10 protein-coding genes are annotated in these 15,988 nt (G+C 71.6%); 5 read left to right on the top strand and 5 right to left on the bottom strand.

What is annotated here, in order from left to right:
- Positions 1 to 1,256 (bottom strand): extracellular solute-binding protein (locus F6W97_RS25850; RefSeq protein WP_155372971.1); only part of this gene is annotated, 1,256 nt, incomplete at its 3' end.
- A gap of 269 nt (positions 1,257 to 1,525) precedes the next feature.
- On the opposite strand from F6W97_RS25850, the gene F6W97_RS25845 reads away from it, so the two are divergent.
- The 4 genes from F6W97_RS25845 to F6W97_RS25830 all read left to right on the top strand — a co-directional run bounded on the left by F6W97_RS25845 (position 1,526) and on the right by F6W97_RS25830 (position 6,876).
- On the top strand, positions 1,526 to 3,151 hold the full coding sequence (locus F6W97_RS25845; protein ID WP_155372970.1) for a glycoside hydrolase family 43 protein: 1,626 nt from the start codon (positions 1,526 to 1,528) through the stop codon (positions 3,149 to 3,151).
- A gap of 324 nt (positions 3,152 to 3,475) precedes the next feature.
- A complete protein-coding gene (locus F6W97_RS25840) occupies positions 3,476 to 4,663 on the top strand; it encodes an endo-1,4-beta-xylanase (protein ID WP_155372969.1) in 1,188 nt (395 codons plus the stop codon).
- Positions 4,664 to 5,260: 597 nt separating this feature from the next.
- The gene (locus F6W97_RS25835) at positions 5,261 to 5,851 is read left to right on the top strand and encodes a polysaccharide deacetylase family protein (RefSeq protein ID WP_155372968.1); all 591 of its coding nucleotides are present in this window, start codon (positions 5,261 to 5,263) and stop codon (positions 5,849 to 5,851) included.
- A gap of 134 nt (positions 5,852 to 5,985) precedes the next feature.
- Positions 5,986 to 6,876 carry an alpha/beta fold hydrolase gene (locus F6W97_RS25830; protein WP_155372967.1) on the top strand — a complete coding sequence of 297 codons (891 nt, stop codon included), beginning with the start codon at positions 5,986 to 5,988 and terminating at the stop codon, positions 6,874 to 6,876.
- A 5-nt stretch (positions 6,877 to 6,881) separates the two neighbouring features.
- On the opposite strand, the gene fxsT (F6W97_RS25825) is transcribed toward F6W97_RS25830, so the two are convergent.
- Positions 6,882 to 9,623: an FxSxx-COOH system tetratricopeptide repeat protein gene (gene fxsT / locus F6W97_RS25825; protein WP_155372966.1), complete on the bottom strand. Its 2,742-nt coding sequence runs from the start codon at positions 9,621 to 9,623 to the stop codon at positions 6,882 to 6,884.
- A 224-nt stretch (positions 9,624 to 9,847) separates the two neighbouring features.
- On the opposite strand from fxsT (F6W97_RS25825), the gene fxsT (F6W97_RS25820) reads away from it, so the two are divergent.
- Positions 9,848 to 13,006, top strand: a complete 3,159-nt coding sequence (gene fxsT, locus F6W97_RS25820; protein WP_196279312.1) for an FxSxx-COOH system tetratricopeptide repeat protein — start codon at positions 9,848 to 9,850, stop codon at positions 13,004 to 13,006.
- 55 nt (positions 13,007 to 13,061) lie between these two features.
- On the opposite strand, the gene F6W97_RS25815 is transcribed toward fxsT (F6W97_RS25820), so the two are convergent.
- From F6W97_RS25815 to F6W97_RS25805, 3 genes are read right to left on the bottom strand one after another with little or no spacing between them, the layout of a single operon-like run.
- Positions 13,062 to 14,393, bottom strand: a complete 1,332-nt coding sequence (locus F6W97_RS25815; RefSeq protein ID WP_155372964.1) for an HEXXH motif domain-containing protein — start codon at positions 14,391 to 14,393, stop codon at positions 13,062 to 13,064.
- A complete protein-coding gene (locus F6W97_RS25810) occupies positions 14,390 to 15,646 on the bottom strand; it encodes an FxsB family cyclophane-forming radical SAM/SPASM peptide maturase (RefSeq protein WP_230686958.1) in 1,257 nt (418 codons plus the stop codon). Before F6W97_RS25810 ends, F6W97_RS25815 begins: the two co-directional genes overlap by 4 nt.
- Positions 15,643 to 15,834: a hypothetical protein gene (locus F6W97_RS25805; RefSeq protein WP_155372963.1), complete on the bottom strand. Its 192-nt coding sequence runs from the start codon at positions 15,832 to 15,834 to the stop codon at positions 15,643 to 15,645. Before F6W97_RS25805 ends, F6W97_RS25810 begins: the two co-directional genes overlap by 4 nt.
- Between the last annotated feature and the right edge of the window lie 154 nt (positions 15,835 to 15,988).

Raw genomic sequence — 15,988 nt, 5'->3', positions numbered from 1 at the left:
ATCTGCTCCGGGGACTTCGAACCGGCGACCAGCTCGGCGACACTGTCGTTGACCTGCTGGCCGACGGCCGGCGGATACGCCTGGTCCAGATACAACTGGAACCCCGTCGCGCTGGCCAGACTCGCCGCGACGACCTTGCTGTTCGGATCCTTGATCGCGTCCGCGGCATCCTTGACCGTCGGCAGCACCGCACCCGTCGCCGCCGACTTACGCTGATTCGCGACGTCCAGCAGCACCTTCAGGAAGTCCACCGTCGAGGCCGGGGCGTTCTTGCCGACCACGAAACCGTTGCCGCCACCGAACGCCTCCGCCACGGTCCCCTTGCCGCCCTCGACCGCCGGGAACGCGAAGTAACCCAGCTTGTCACCCAGGCCCTTCTTGCTCGTCGAGCTCGACGCCTGCACCGACGGAGCCCACTGCCCCATCAACTCCAACGCCGCCCCGCCGTTGCCCATCGTCGCCGCCTGACCATCGGGCGACCCGTACTCCGCCCCCAGGAAACCCTTCTGGAACGGCTGCAGATCCACCAGCTCCTTCAACCGCGCACCCGCGGCGATGAAGTCCGGCGTGTCGAAGTTGTTGTCCTTCGCCGCCTGCTGAAGCGCTCCCAGACCACCGATGCGCATAGCCAGGTACGCCCAGTAGAAATGCCCTGGCCACTTCTCCTTGCCCGCCAGCGCGATCGGCACGATGCCCTTGCTCTTGATCGTCGACACCGTCGTCAGCAACTCAGCCCACGTCGTCGGCGTCGCCGTGACCCCCGCCTTGGCGAAAAGGTCCTTGTTGTACCAGAACCCGACCATGCCCACGTCGAACGGAACCCCGTAGACCTTCCCGTCGATCGTGAACGGCTGCAGCGACGCCGGCAGCAGGCTGCCGATCCACGGCTGCACATCGGCCGTGATGTCCTTCAGCAGACCCGCGTCGACCTGCTGCTTGAGCACGCCGCCGCCCCACGACTGGAACAGGTCCGGCGGCGAGCCCGCCTGCGTGGCGGTGGTCAGCTTCGCCTTGAACGCCTCGTTCTCCAGCGGCTGGATCACGACCTTCACGTTCGTGTGCGCGGTCTCGTACTCCTTGGCCATCGCCGCCCACACGGGCAGCATCGGCTCGGTGTTCTGAATGTGCCACCAGTTGATCGTCTGAGGGCCGTCCGGCGTGCTCGGTTCATCGCTGCCGCAGGCGCTCAGCAGGTACGCGCCGGCGCCGGCGCCCGCGATGCCGAGCAGCGTTCTGCGGGAGAGGTGCGCTGTCATGTGCCATCCCTTCGAGGACTTACCAGGTGCTCGGGTGCCGATCAGGTCGGCGGGAGGTGCGGAAACGCGGCTCCGAAACTTTCAGTACGCAGCCGGTATTTTCAAGTGATGGCGGGCACGTTACGACGTGGGTACGTACGGGGTCAAGGGGCTGTCGCATCTCGACTTGAACCGTTACGGTGGGCGGGATTTCTGATCGTTCCGGCCGAGAGTTTTCGGAACTTCGCCGGAAGACGGCACAGTGCCAGCCCGAACACAAGGAGCCGAACATGTCGACCGAGATCGCAGACGTGGCCACCGCCGCCCGGTCGATCCGCAACCCGATCCTGCCCGGGTTCCACCCCGACCCCTCGATCCTGCGCGTCGCCGACGACTACTACCTGGCCACCTCGACCTTCGAGTGGTACCCGGGCGTACGCGTGCACCACTCCCGCGACCTCGTCCACTGGCGCGCCCTCGGCGGCATCGTCACCGAACGCCGCCTGCTCGACCTACGCGGCTGCGGCGACTCCAACGGCGTCTGGGCGCCCGACCTCACCTGGCACGACGGCCAGTTCCACCTCGTCTACAGCGACGTCGCCAGCTTCGCCAGCGGCTACTGGGACCCCCAGAACTACCTCACCACCGCCCCCGACATCACCGGCCCCTGGTCCGACCCGGTCGTGCTGCACTCACACGGGTTCGACGCCTCGCTGTTCCACGACGAGGACGGGACCAGCTGGCTCCTGGCGATGAGCGCCGACTGGCGGCCCGGCCGCGACCGCTTCGGCGGCATCGAGATCCAGCGCTACGACCGGGACAAGCGGCAGCTCGTCGGCAACGCGCAGATCATCTTCACCGGCACCGAGGCCGGCCTGACCGAGGGCCCGCACCTCTACCGCCACGACGGCTGGTACTGGCTGGTCACCGCCGAGGGCGGCACGAGCTGGGAACACCAGGTCACCGTCGCCCGGTCACGCAACCTGCACGGGCCGTACGAGGTCGACCCGATCGGGCCGCTGCTGACCTCGGTCGGGCGTCCGGACCTGGCACTGCAGAAGGCCGGACACGGCAGCCTGGTGCAGACCCAGCACGGCGACTGGTACCTCGCCCACCTGGTCGGCCGCCCCTACACCCCGCTGGGCAACTGCGTGCTCGGCCGCGAGACCGCCATCCAGAAAGTCGACTGGACACCCGGCGGCTGGCCCAGCATCCCCGGCGGCGTCCCCGCCGACGAGATCACCGCACCCGGCCTGCCCGAACACCCGTGGCCCGCCGAACCCGCCACCGACCACTTCGACGCACCCCAGCTGGCCACCTCGTGGTCGACCCTGCGCCGCCCAGCCGGCCCCGACTGGATCGACCTGCGTACCCGGCCCTCGCACCTGCGCATCCGCGGCGGACAGTCCCCGGTCGGCAAGCAGACTCCCAGCCTGGTCGCCCGCCGCGTCGGCGCGACCCACTGCTCGCTGGACACCGTCGTCGAGTTCGACCCCGCCGACCACCGGCACCTCGCCGGGATCACCGCCTACTACAACACCCTGAACTGGTACTACCTCTATCTGACCCGGGCCGACGACGGCAGGGCGGTGCTGGAGCTGCTCAGCTCGGACAGCGGCCGGCGCACGGTGTACCCGGACCTCACCGTGGACGTCAGCGCGGCGGGCCGGGTCGGCCTGCGTGCGGAGTTCGACGGGCCCGCGGTGCGGTTCTCCTACGACCTCGGCGACGGCTGGCGGCAGCTGCCCGTCGAGCTGGACGCGACGATCCTGTCCGACGAGCATGCCGCTCTGATCATCGACGGCGAGCCGGCCGCCTGGGGCTTCACCGGCGCGTTCCTCGGCCTGTGGGTGCAGGACCTCGGCAACGACGGCGCGTACGCCGACTACGACCACGCCACCTACCTGGAGCACTGACCGACCGTCGCACCGATCGGGGCCGGCTGACGACCCGGCCTCGATCGAGCCGCGCCTCGGGCGAAACTTTCGATACCGAGCTGCGCGGATTCAACGCCGCACCAAGGCATTTCCGGAAGTTCCGCTAGTTGACGGTCCACAATGCCCATCGTAATGTTTCGGCGTAGTAACGGAAATTGATCCGCAACTACCGCGACGCTCGCGCTCGGGCTCTGACCCGCCCTACGGCCGGCGCTCGGCCGCTCACGGCGTCATCCGCACCAACGCAAACTCCCGTGCCTCTTTCGTCGACCCCGTCGACCGCCCACCACGGAAGGAACGCTTATGAAACTCAGACGTTGGATCGCCACCGGCGCCGTCGCCGTCGCGACCGTCGGCGCGCTCAACACCCTGCCCGCGTCGGCCGGCCAGCCGTACAACCCCGCCGACCAGAGCCTGCGCAACCTCGGGCTGCGCCACGACCTGTACATCGGCACCGCGGTCGACATGGCGGCCCTGAACGACGCCGCCGACCCGCGCTACCGCGAACTCGTCGCCTCGGAGTTCAACACGGTGACCGCGGAGAACGTGATGAAGTGGGAGAGCCTGGAGCCCACCCGCGGCACCTACGACTGGGGCCCGGCCGACGAACTGATCGCCTTCGCCAAGCAGCACAACCAGCGGGTACGCGGGCACGTGCTGGTGTGGCAGAACCAGCTGCCCGGCTGGCTCACCACCGGCGTGAACGACGGCTCCATCAGCACCGAGCAGTTGCGCGACATCCTGCGCAACCACATCACCAACGTGGTGAAGCACTTCAAGGGCAAGATCTGGCAGTGGGACGTCGTCAACGAGGCCGTCAGCGACCCGTGGGACACCCCGTCGACGCTGCACTACAAGGGGTTCTGGGCGCAGCACCTGGGGCCGGACTACATCGCCGACGCGTTCCGCTGGGCGCGCGCCGCCGACCCGAAGGCGCTGCTGTTCTACAACGACTACAACATCGAGGCCTTCGGCTCCGGTGACCCGGCCAACGACAAGACCCAGTTCGTGTACGACATGGCCAAGGCGCTGCTGGCGCAGCGGGTGCCGATCGACGGCGTGGGCAGCCAGGGCCACCTGGGCACGCAGTACGGCAACTACGACACCCTGCAGGTCGCGGCGGCGCTGAAGAAGTTCTCCGGCCTGGGGCTGGCGACCGCGTTCACCGAGGTCGACGTGCGCAGCCAAATCACCGATGCGGTGCAGAACGGCGACTCCAACGAGATCAACCCGCGGCTGCAGGCATCGGCGGCGAACTACAGCGTGCTGCTGCAGGCCTGCCTGGCCGACCGGCACTGCCTGTCGTTCACGGTGTGGGGTTTCACCGACAAGTACTCGTGGGTGCCGAACTGGTTCGGCAACGAGGGCCTGGCCAACATCTACGACGAGAACTACCAGCCCAAGCGGGCGTACAACCTGATGAAGGCCGATCTGATCTACACCGGCCCGCCGTACGTGCTGCCGCGCGTCCCGCAGAAGCCGCGTAAGTAGGAACGCTTCAGCCCTTGCGGCCCGGCGGTCTGGTTTCCAGGCCGACCGGGCCTTTCGTCGCTGATGCCCGCACGTGGGTGGGGCCGGGCGGCGCGACGCAGGCGGGCGGCCCTACACCGCCCGCCGCCGTCGTGTCCTCGCACCGCCCGGCGACACCGGGCCCCTCGGCACGGCCCGGCCCGCGGCCCAGGCCGCCGACCTGCCGCCCCGGTCGCGCCCGGAGACACCCCGGCGCAACCCCGTGCGGTCGCCACCGCCGGTCACAGCGCCTCCTCCAACGCGCCGGGACCTCGGCAGACGGCCGACACCTGGCCACAGCACCCGCAGTATTTTCCGCGACACCGACCGTCGTCAATGACTTTCGGAAATTATCGGACCCGGCGTCCCGGTCGGACGGTCCCCACTTCGACCTTCTCCCCTACCGGGAACCGTGGCCGCGGCCCACCGGTGGCGATCCACGCCCGCCGATAGTTTTCCGGAAATCGTTGACGACGCGTAAGCAGCCCGCTGAGAATAAGATCTGTGATGGTCGGAAACGTTTCCATCTGACCAGCGAATTGTTTCCCTCCCGCCGCCCGACCCGGAGAGAGCACCGCCATCATCGACACCGCACGCGGCGACGGCAACGTCGTCAGCTTCACCTTCGACGACGGCCCCAACCCGGCCGACACCCCGCGCCTGCTCGACGTGCTGCGCAGGCACCAGGTCAAGGCCGTGTTCTGCCTGCAGGGCGACCAGGTCGAGCAGCACCCCGAGGTGGTGCGCAGCATCGCCGCCGCCGGTCACCCACTGTGCAACCACAGCATGCACCACGACGACATGAGTGCCTGGACGCCCGAGCAGATCGCCGCGGACCTGCGCGAGACCAACGCCGCCATCCGCCGGGCGGTGCCGCGTGCGCGCATCCCGTACTTCCGCGCGCCGTTCGGGGCGTGGGGCCGGACCCCGGCCGTGGCGGCCGCGCTGGGCATGCAACCGCTGGGCTGGCGGCTGGCGATCGCCGACTGGGAGACCCCCGGCGCCGACGAGCTGATCCGCCGCCTGGAAGAGGGCATCACCCCCGGCGCGGTGGTGCTCATGCACGACGGCGGCGGCGACCGCAGCCAGACCGTCGACGCCGTCGACCGCGTCATCCCGACCCTGAAGTCCCGCCACTACCGCTTCGCCCTGCCCGAGACCGGCCGCTGACGGAGATCGCAGTCTCGGGTCAGATTCCGGGGCCGAACCGCAGGTTCCGATCCCGAGACAGCGATCTTCGACCAGTCCATCGGCCGCGGTCGATAGCGGCGGGGCGGGGAAGTACCCTCGATGCGGGGGGTGTCATGCCGAACACGCGTCGAGCGACTTCACGGCTGGTGCCGTCGCCGCGGGGTGGGGTGCTGTCGGTGGAGGTGTCGGGCGCGCCCGACGGGCATCCGGTGTTTCTCATGCACGGCACCCCGGGCAGCCGCAGCGGGCCACGGCCGCGCAGCATCGTGCTGTACCGGATGGGGGTGCGGCTGGTCTCCTACGACCGGCCGGGTTACGGCGGGTCGAGCCGGATGCCGGGTCGCCGGGTCGCCGACGCGGCCGACGACGTGGCGGCCATCGCCGACGCGCTGGAGCTGGGCCGGTTCGGGGTCATCGGCCGGTCCGGCGGCGGGCCGCACGCGCTGGCCTGCGCGGCGCTGCTGGCCGACCGGGTCACCCGGGCCGCCGCGCTGGTCGGCATCGCGCCGCCGGACGCGCCCGGCCTGGCCTGGTTCGACGGCATGGCGCAGTCGAACACGAACGACTACGACATGGCCGACCGGGACGTGGCGCTGTTCACCGAGCGGCTGCTGGCGCGGGCGGACCGGGCCAGGCGTGACCCGGAGAGCCTGATGGCGGGCCTGCGGGCCGAGCTGACGCACTCGGATCTGCGGGTCATCGACGACACGGCGATGCGGCGGCTGATCACCGACACGTACGCCGAGGCGATGCGGTTCGGCGGCCACGGCTGGGTCGACGATGCGCTGGCGTTCCGTCGTGAGTGGGGCTTCCAGCTGTCCGACGTGTCCGGCGAGGTGCTGCTGTGGCACGGCGCCGACGACGCGTTCTCGCCGGTCGGGCACACGGAGTGGCTGGCGTCGCGGATCGCGCACGCGCGGGTGCAGGTGCAGGCGGACACGGCGCACTTCGGCGCGGTCGAGATCCTGCCGCAGGCGCTGGCCTGGGTGACCGCCGGGCCGTGACCGGCTCAGCCGGGGAACTGGTCGTGGTGCAGGGCCGCGGTGTGCTCGCGCAGGTGCCTGAGCTGGCTGCGCAGTGCGGCGCGCGAAGCGGGGTCGGTGGTGTGGTCCAGCGCCCGGGTCCACAGCTCGTCGAGCCGGCGGGCCAGGGTCCGGCTCTCGCCGGTGTCGCCGCGCAGTTGCAGGTAGCGCAGCCGGTGCAGGAGCAGCTGCCGGACGGACTGGTCGCGGCACTCGGCCGCGCCCGAGGCGTCCAGGTGCGGCCACAGCGCGGCGTATGCGGTCCAGGAGCGCGGGTCGTCGACCTCGGCGCGCGGCCGGGTCGCGGCGAGCACCATGTGGGCGTGGTGGCGGTAGGCCGCGAGGTCGGCTTCGGTCATCCGGGACCGGATCACCCGTTGCAGGACCGGGTGCATGAGCACCCGTGCGCCGCCCGCGTCCTGGCCGCGTACGTCGAGGCGGACCAGGGCGAGGCGGTTGACGGTCTGCAGGAGTTTGCCGCGTTTCCAGCGGTCGGTGACGGCGGGGTCGACTTCGGCGAGGGTGCCGGCGAGCGCGTCGCTGTACACGACGTGCAGTGGGATCTCGGGGGCCAGCACGGCGCAGATCTCGATCAGGCGGTATGCGGCGGGGGTCTCGTCGCGCAGCCGGCGCAGTGACGCGTCCCAGGTCAGGTGCAGGTCGGGGCCGAGGCGGCCGGGTTCGACGAGCAGGTCGGCGGGCGGGCGTCCGGTGTCGGCGAGCCAGATGCCGGCGGCGGCGACGGCGGCGGGCAGGTCGGCGACGGAGGCGGCCAGTTGCACGGCTTCGGAGTCGCGGATGGTCGGCAGCCGGTGGCGCAGCTGGGCGATGCTCTCGACGCGGTCGAAGAGGCCGACTTCGAGCAGGTCGGCGTGTTCGGCCCAGCCGGGATTGCGGGAGGTGACCACGACGTGGCCGGTGCCGCGGGGCAGCAGGCCGACGACGGCGTCGATGTCGTCGGCGCCGTCGATGACGATGAGCCAGTGGCGGTACATGCGGCCGCGTTCGAGGGCAGCCAGCGCCGCCCGGGCGGTGGCGGCGGAGGTGGCCCGGGCGGCGACGGCCAGGTGCGGGGCGAGGGCGGCGAGCTGGTCGGTGACGTCGGCGGTGGCGTCGATCCACCAGGCGAGGTCGTAGGCGCCGGCGTAGCGGTGGGCGTACTCGACGGCGAGCTGGGTCTTGCCGATGCCGCCCATACCCTGCACGGCCACCCGCGCGCCGGCGGGCAGCAGGGTCGCGTCGTCGTGGTCGCGCAGCCTGGTGCGCAGCAGGCGCAGGTCGTCGTCGCGGCCGGTGAACCCGGGGTCGCGGGCCGGCATGCGGAACATCATGGGGGGCAGGCCGGGGAAGCGTACCGGGGGGTTCGATCCGTCCAGGACGCTGCCGGCGTGGCCGAGCAGCGTGAGCAGGTTCGTGCTGGCGGTGACGACGTCGTCGCCGTCGACGCGGACGCTGTGCGCGGCGTCGAAGGCGGGCACGTCGGCTACGTCGGCGACGTACACGGCCAGCGGCGGGTTCGCGGCGGGGGTGCGCTCGTCGCGGGTCATCCGGGCCAGGGTCGCGGCGTTGGCGGCGGAGACGATGGTCAGCCGCCGTCCGTGGGCGCGGGCGGCCGGGTTCGCGGGGTGCGGGTCGGCGACGGCCAGGCCGGCGGCGTGGCAGAGCGCGGCGACCCATTCGGCCCACACCGCGTCGGTGGCGTCGTAGTGCAGGGTCACCTCGGTGACGGCGGGGTCGGGGGTGCGCACGAAACGGGCTGCGGTGCGCCGCCGCAGGCCCTCGTCCATGATCGGAGCGCCGGTGACCGCGCCGCGGGTGATGTGGGCGACCAGTTCCGAGTACGCGGCGAGCAGGGTGCCGGGCAGGCCGGGCGGGTCGGCGAGCGCGGCGAGGACCTCTTCGAACGCGTACGCGGGCCGGTAGGGCACTTCGACGGCGGTCCAGTACCGGCGGCGCTGCGCCTCGGTCATGTTCGCGGGCAGCCCGGCCATGCGGCGCATCGCGACGGTCCGCCCGGCCTGGGCCTGGGCGGGCTGGGTGGTGTCGACGTGCATGGGGACCGGCAGGATCCGGATGGACCGGTTGCGGTAGCGGGTCGAGATCTCCTGGGCGAGCACGGCGGCGCCGTTGATCGCCTGGTCGGCGAAGGTGAAGCAGTTGACCAGGGTGTCGGGCAGGTGCGCGGTGCAGATGTCGGCGAGTTCGGTCAGCCCGGTGCGGCTGTCGACCAGGACGTAGTCGTAGTGGCGGCGCATGTCCTCGCGTAGCGCGTCGAAGAACCGGCCGCCGTGGCGGCGTTCGTAGAAGTCGTCCCAGTCGAGGTCGCCGAGCTGGGTGGCGTAGTCGCGGTTCTGTCGGCCCGCGGACAGGAAGTGCACGCTGCCGCCGCCGGGAAACGTCCAGCGCAGCGGGGTCGCGTAGCGTTCGACCTGGGCGTAGTGGGCGTACCAGGACGGCTCGTGGGGTTCGTCGGGGGTGGTGGCGTGGTCGAACTCGCGGATCAGGTCGATGACCCCGCCGAGCGAGGACAGCCTGCTCACATCGAGGAACGGGTGGAAGAACCGGTGCAGGCCGGGCGACTCGAGGTCCCAGTCGGCGGCGAGCACACGCTTGCCGGCCGCGCCCAGGATCCAGGCCACATTGGCCACCGCCATGGTGCGCCCGGTGCCGCCCTTGAAGGAGTAGAACGTGACGATCTCACCGCGTCGCGCCTCGGCGCCGTTCTGCACGGACGGCCCCCCTCATATGTTATATGTATCGATTAAAGCATCCCTGGGGAGCCCTTTCGTCCTGTCGTTCTACCGACCACCCGACAGGTGCGATTCACCGGTTCCGATGTTTTGTTCGTCGGTCGCGGTCGGATAGGATCCGCTACGGGTGTCGGTTCACAGCTGAAATGAGTGCCATGGCCGAAACGGTGGGAACCCGAGGCACGCTCGAAAACCTCGTGGAAATGCTCGTACGCGTGCCCGAACTCGCCGATCCCAACGTCCGCGATCAGCTCATCGAGCAGATGCGGCTGGAACTGCGGCGGACGTTGCGGGTCAAGCGCTTCGACGATGTGCGCCACGAGATGTCCAGCCTGGTCAACACGTCCGCGGCCTGCTCCGGCGGGCTCCGGGTGCTGGCCCGCATCGTGGCCGATCAGCACGTCGGCGACACGTCGGCGATCCAGGCCGCGGTCGCCGAGCTGAGCCCGGGCCTGCTGTCCGGACCGGACCGCGACCACCTGCGCAGCCTGCTGTCGAACCTCGCCGCCAACCAGGTCGCCGAAGCCGTCGACGGCCTCGGCGGCGCCGAGCAGCTGTACTCGATGCGCACCTGGCGCGACACGGCCGGCGCCATCCGGATCATGGAGGGCCTGCCGATCCCCGAGGACGGCGTGCCCCAGGTGCTGGCGTTCGCCAGCCGGCTGTCGGAGCTGCTGACCGGTCCGATCGCCGACGGCCTGCGCACGTGGGTGGACACCGTCGCCGGCGGCCTGGGCGTCGACCTCGCGGAGCTGGTGCTGCTGCGCGGCGGCGCGGGCCCGCTGGCCGGCCCGCCCGCGTTCACCCCGCCCTCGCCGCGCACGCCGAGTTCCCGGCGTTCGGAGACCCGGGTGGTCGGCGGCGGCGTGCCGATCCGCAACCGTAACTTCACCGGCCGCAACGAGCTGCTGGACCAGCTGTCCGACGTGCTCAGCAGCGGCGCGCAGGCGGCCGTGCTGCCGCCGACGATCCACGGCCTCGGCGGTGTCGGCAAGACGCAGCTGGTCGTCGAATACCTCTACCGCCACCTGGACGACTACGAGGTGGTGTGGTGGATCCCCGCCGAGCGCACCGCGACCGTGCTCGGCGCGCTGACCCAGCTCGCCGAGACGCTGCGCCTGACCGTGACCGAGGACCGGCAGCAGACCGCCCGCACCGTGCTCGACGCGCTCGCCGGCCTGCGCGTGCCGTGGCTGCTCGTGTATGACAACGCCGACGACCCAGACGCGCTCAAGCCGCTGCTGCCCGCGACCGGCGGCCACGTCATCGTGACGACCCGCAACCCGGAGTGGGGTACGGTCGGCCGGCCCATCGAGGTCAACGTGTTCCCGCGCGAGGAGAGCATCCAGATGCTCGAGGGCCGCGGCCTGCACATGCGTCCGGGCGAGGCGAACGCGCTGGCGGAGAAGCTCGGTGACCTGCCGCTGGCGCTGGAGCAGGCGGCGCTGTGGTGCCGGTCGACGGCGATGCCGGTGAGCGAGTACATCGAGCTGCTGGACAGCCACAGCCGCACCGACCTGCTGTCGGAGTCCAAGCCCTACGGCTACCCGGTGACCGTGACCGCGTTCGTCACGCTGGCCAGCGAGACGCTGCGGGAGACGGCCCCGGCCAGCGCGCAGCTGTTCGAGCTGCTGTCGTTCCTGTCCGGTGAGCCGGTGTCGCAGAGCCTGCTCAGCCGGGGCCGGTCCGCCGACGTGACCGAGCCGCTGCGCAGCACCCTCAACGATCCGGTCAAGCTCAGCCGCGTGGTGCGCGACCTGAACAACCGGGGTCTGGCCAAGGTCGACCCGGCGCAGCGCATCCAGGTGCACCGCCTGGTCCAGGACATTCTGCGCGACATCCTGCCGCCCGACCGGGCCAAGGACACGCTGCGCAACACCCAGCGGCTGCTCGCCGAGGCCAACCCCGGCGACCCCGACGAGCTGGGCGGCCTGGACGTGCAGGCGGAGCTGGGCCCGCACCTCGACCGCGCGCAGATGATCTATTCCGAGGACGAGGGCGCGATCAAGACGGTGCTGGACCACACCCGGTACCTCTGGCTGATCGGCGACTACGAGAACAGCCTGCGGCTGGCCACCGAGGCGGCCGAGCACTGGTCCAAGCCCAGCGACGACCCGGGGCTGGGCCCGAACGGCCTGTCGACGCTGCGGGCCCGCAGCATGATGGCCAACGCGCTGCGCGTGCTCGGCAAGGCCACCGAGGCGGCCGACCTGGCCGGCGAAACCTACGACCGGATGTGCGCCAGCCCGCGCCTGGGCGAGATGCACGAATTCACCCTCATCCACGCGAACCAGGTCGGCTGGGACATGCGTATCGCCGGCCGCTACAACGACGCGCTGGAGTTCGACACGGCGTCGCTGGAGCGCCACCGGCGGGTGTTCAACGCGACCGAGGCCTACACCCTGCGGGCGCAGGCCAACCTCGCCGTCGACCTGCGGATGATCGGCGACTTCGCCAAGGCCTTCGAACAGGACCGGGAGATCGCCAACCACTGGGAGGACACCGGCGGCACCGACCCGCGCGCCCTGGCGGCCTACATCAACCAGGCCCGTAACTACTACGGCCTGGGCGCCTACCGGGCGGGTCTGGACTGGATCCAGCAGTGGCGCGAGCCGCTGGCCGAGGCGCTGGGCGCGGGCAGCAGCCAGGTGCTGCTGGCCGAGCGCACGTACGCGATCCTGCTGCGCAAGCTCGGCTACCTCGACGACGCCCGGTGGATCCTGCGCGAGCACTTCGAACGCGCCCTGTCCCGGTTCGGCGACACGCACGAGTTCACCAACGCCGCCGCGGTCAGCTACGCCAACGTGCTGCGCCAGGTCGGCGGCACGTACGAGGCGGCGCAGCTACTTGACGAGGCGATGGCGCGCTACAACGAGTACTTCGGCGAGCGTCACCCGCTGACGCTGGCCGCGAAGGTCAACCAGGCCATCCTGATGCGCACGATGAACGAGCGGGACCAGGCGCGCGCCCTCGGCGAGTCCTGCTACACCGACTTCAGCGAGGTGCTCGGGCCCAACCACCCGTACACGCTGTGCGCGGGCGTGTCGTTCGCGACCGACCTCGCACTGGCCGGTGAGCACGCCGCGGCGTGCGAGCTGTCGGAGAAGATGTACGAGGTCAGCCAGATGCTCTCCGGTGGCGGCCACGAGGCCCGCAACGGTGCCGAGCACCCGTATCTGCTGATGCGCGGGATCAACTTCGCCCACGATCTGCGTGCCGTGGGCCGCACCGCCGAAGCGGACCGGCTGCGGCGCACGTCGCTGCAGGCGCTGCGTGAGTCGCTGGGCGCGACCCACCCCGAGGTGGAGGCGATCGAACGCGACGAGCGCACCGAGGGCGACATCGAACCGCCCCCGACCTGAGCAACGCCGGGCCGGCAGCCCGCCACCGTCACGGCGGCGGGCTGCCGGCGTGCGGTCATCCGGCTACGAGCTGTTTGTTGCGGTCGAGCCACTGGCGGTGCGAGTCGCTCAGCGCCTCCTCGGCCGCGGCGACCACGGCCGCGTCCAGCGGCTCGGCCAGCAGTTCGTCCGTGCGCTCACGCAGCCCGGCGACCAGCCGCAGCCCGGCGTCGGTGAGCGCCCCGGACGCCTCCACCGCGCCCAGCCCCCGCTCCACCTGCAGCCGCGCCTCGGCGAACCGGGCACTGGCCAGGTCGGACAGCCCGTCCTCGGCGCGCAGCGCCCGCCAGGAGTCGGCGACGCCGACGAACGCGTAGACGCCCTGCAGCAGCCCGGCCAGCGGGCGCGGGTCGGTGCGCCACGGCGCGAAGAACCGGCGGGTGTCAGCGGGGTCGCTCATCGGGGCGAGGTCGAGCATGCCGCTGAGCTTGGAATGCTGGAATTCGTGCACCATCGTGACGACGAGGTCGGCCGCGGAGCCGGGACGGGTCAGCCCGAACGCGCCGAACGCGTACTTGACGGTGGCACTGCGTGCCGAGTGCGGGTCGGTCTGCGCCAGCGGCACCAGGACCTGCAACCCGGCGGCCAGTTCCGCGGCCCGGCCGGGCATCCGGCGCGCCAGCATCGCCCACGCCTGCGCGAACACCGTCTGCCAGTGGGCGACCTCCGTGTCGTCGAGCCGGCCGGCGGGCGGCGCGTGGTGGCCGTGGCGGTACGGGTCGACGTCGTCGAGGGCGATGCCGGGCGCGCCTGCCGCCGCCAGCCGGTGGACGGGCAGCCACCCGGGCACGGGCGCACCGGCGGTGTGCTGCGTCCAGGCCGTCCCGGTGGGTGCGAACCCGCCGGGCAGCGGCACCTGACGGTCTTCGGCGGCGACGGTGAGCCGGCCACCGTCGGCGATCAGCCGCGCGCTCGCCGCGTCGCCGACCGCCAGCGCGCCGAGCCCGGGCACGGACACCATGCCGTCGCGCACCGGGACCGGCAGGTCCGCGGGCACGCCGGCGGCCGCGGCGGCGACCGCGGCGATGCCGCACAGCTGCCCGAAGTCGGAGGCGGCCGCCACGCCGCGCTCGGTGGCACGGACCACGATGCCGGTCCACGAGCCGACCAGCGGCGCGCCCACGACATGGGCGAACCGGTCCGGCGCGGCGCGGCGGGCCCGTTCCAGGGTGTCGGCGACGGCGTCGCGCTCGGCGGTGCTGCCCGGCCAATGGCGCAGCAGGTGCCCGATGAGCAGCAGGTGGCGGCTGAGCTGCGCGGCCCGCAACGCGGTGATGGCCTGCGGGCCGCCGTCACCGCGGGCGAGCGCCGCGAACTGGTCCGGGTCGAACTCGTGGAACGTCGTCATCGTTTCTCCGAAGCGGCAGCGCGTTGCAGGTCCGCCGCGACGCGCGCGGACACGTGGTCGATCAGCCGGCGCATGTCGTCGCAGTACACCGACGGGTTCAGGAAGCCCTCGCCGGGGCGGTAGCGGTGGGCGTAGTGGCCACCGCCGCAGACGCGCACGACCGGGCAGGACAGGCAGGCGCCGGACAGGGCCTGCGGGCCGAGCTGGCGGGCGGCCACACCGGCGTCGTCGAACACCGCGTCGAGTTCGTCGCGGCGCACGTCCAGGCCGGTGGCGGCGGCGCCGGGGTAGGCGGACTTGAGCGCGTCGACCTGTTCCAGGGCCCCGTCGGACTCCACCACCAGCATGCCGGCCGGGCTGAGGCCGACCTGCTCGGAGCCGCTCGCGCCGCCCAGCAGCAGGGCCAGGATGTCGTCGAACAGCCGGATCCGGACCGGTTCGCTGCGGCCGTACCAGCGGTCGAACACGGCGATCAGCCAGTCGGCGTACGGGGTCGCGCCGGGGCGGGCGTGGGTCGGCGGTTCGCCCCAGTTCGCGTGCGGGAGCAGGAAGTCGATCATCGGTGGCTCGAACGCGGACAGCGTCTCGAAGGTGCGCACCGGGTCCGTGTCGGGTGACACGGTGGTCAGGATCCCGGCGTACGCGGGCCGGTTGGCGGGTTCGCGCAGCAGGTCCAGGGCACGGGCGACGGCGGCGAAGCTGCCCCGGCCGGCGTGGGTGCGCCGGTGCCGGTCGTGGTCCTCGGCCGTGCCGTCCACGCTGACCCCGACCGCGATGCGCAGGTCGACCAGGCGGCTCACCACGGGCCGGGTGAGCAGCACGCCGTTGGTCTGCATGCCGACCCGGGTCTCGGTGCCCTCGGGCATCCGGGCGCGCAGGTGGCCGACGAGCCGCTCGATGCGGTCGAGCCGGAACAGCAGCGGCTCGCCGCCGTGCAGGATCACCTGGACGCGGCGCAGGCCGTGCGTGGTGGCGTGGCGGGCCAGGTTGTCGACCGCGGCCTGCCAGATCTCGTCGGCCATGACCGCCGGCCGGTCGCGCCAGGTCTGGTCGGTCGACTCGTAGACGTAGCAGTAGTCGCAGGCGAGATTGCACCGCTGGTGGATCTTGAGGATGAGGTCGCGGATCGGAGTGGGCCGCCAGCCGGCGGCGCGCAGCCGCTCCGGATCGAGCTCGGCGTACGGCCACGGCGCGGCCGCGCGCTGTGCCTGCCGCAGCGTCGCCGCAGCGCCGCCGACCGACAGCACGGTCACGAGGTGAACGACTGGAAGGCCGAGATGATCCCGTCCGGGTCGTCCAGCGCGCTGATCACCCGGCGGGCCGCCCTCGCGAGGGCGTCGTCACCACCTTGGATCGCATCAAGCAGGGGACGATCCGAAAGATCCACCAGCGGCGACCAGACGGCGACCGGAGGCTCGGAGATCGTTTCAGCCTTGACCATTACGGTTCCCATCGACCTTGCCGCACGGCAGGCACGCCGCGCGGACGGCTTCGCGTGCCAGACGGCGCGCCCAGCACCAAATTAATCATCCGGGCGCGATGCGGGCAGCTGCCTGGCGCGGGTTTGGCAAAGTTTGGCGATCATTTAGGGTCAT

It is taken from the genome of Catellatospora vulcania, from assembly GCF_009720385.1.
Taxonomy (GTDB): Bacteria; Actinomycetota; Actinomycetes; order Mycobacteriales; family Micromonosporaceae; genus Catellatospora; species Catellatospora vulcania.
The sequence above is the reverse complement of the archived record's forward strand: the minus strand, read 5'-3'. Positions and strand labels throughout refer to the sequence as shown.

Excerpts from the sequence above, each read along its gene's own strand:
- F6W97_RS25845 (WP_155372970.1), top strand. The coding sequence starts at position 1,526 with ATGTCGACCGAGATCGCAGACGTGGCCACCGCCGCCCGGTCGATCCGC.
- F6W97_RS25840 (WP_155372969.1), top strand. The coding sequence starts at position 3,476 with ATGAAACTCAGACGTTGGATCGCCACCGGCGCCGTCGCCGTCGCGACC.
- F6W97_RS25830 (WP_155372967.1), top strand. The coding sequence starts at position 5,986 with ATGCCGAACACGCGTCGAGCGACTTCACGGCTGGTGCCGTCGCCGCGG.
- fxsT (WP_196279312.1), top strand. The coding sequence starts at position 9,848 with ATGCTCGTACGCGTGCCCGAACTCGCCGATCCCAACGTCCGCGATCAG.
- F6W97_RS25815 (WP_155372964.1), bottom strand. The coding sequence starts at position 14,393 with ATGACGACGTTCCACGAGTTCGACCCGGACCAGTTCGCGGCGCTCGCC.
- F6W97_RS25805 (WP_155372963.1), bottom strand. The coding sequence starts at position 15,834 with ATGGTCAAGGCTGAAACGATCTCCGAGCCTCCGGTCGCCGTCTGGTCG.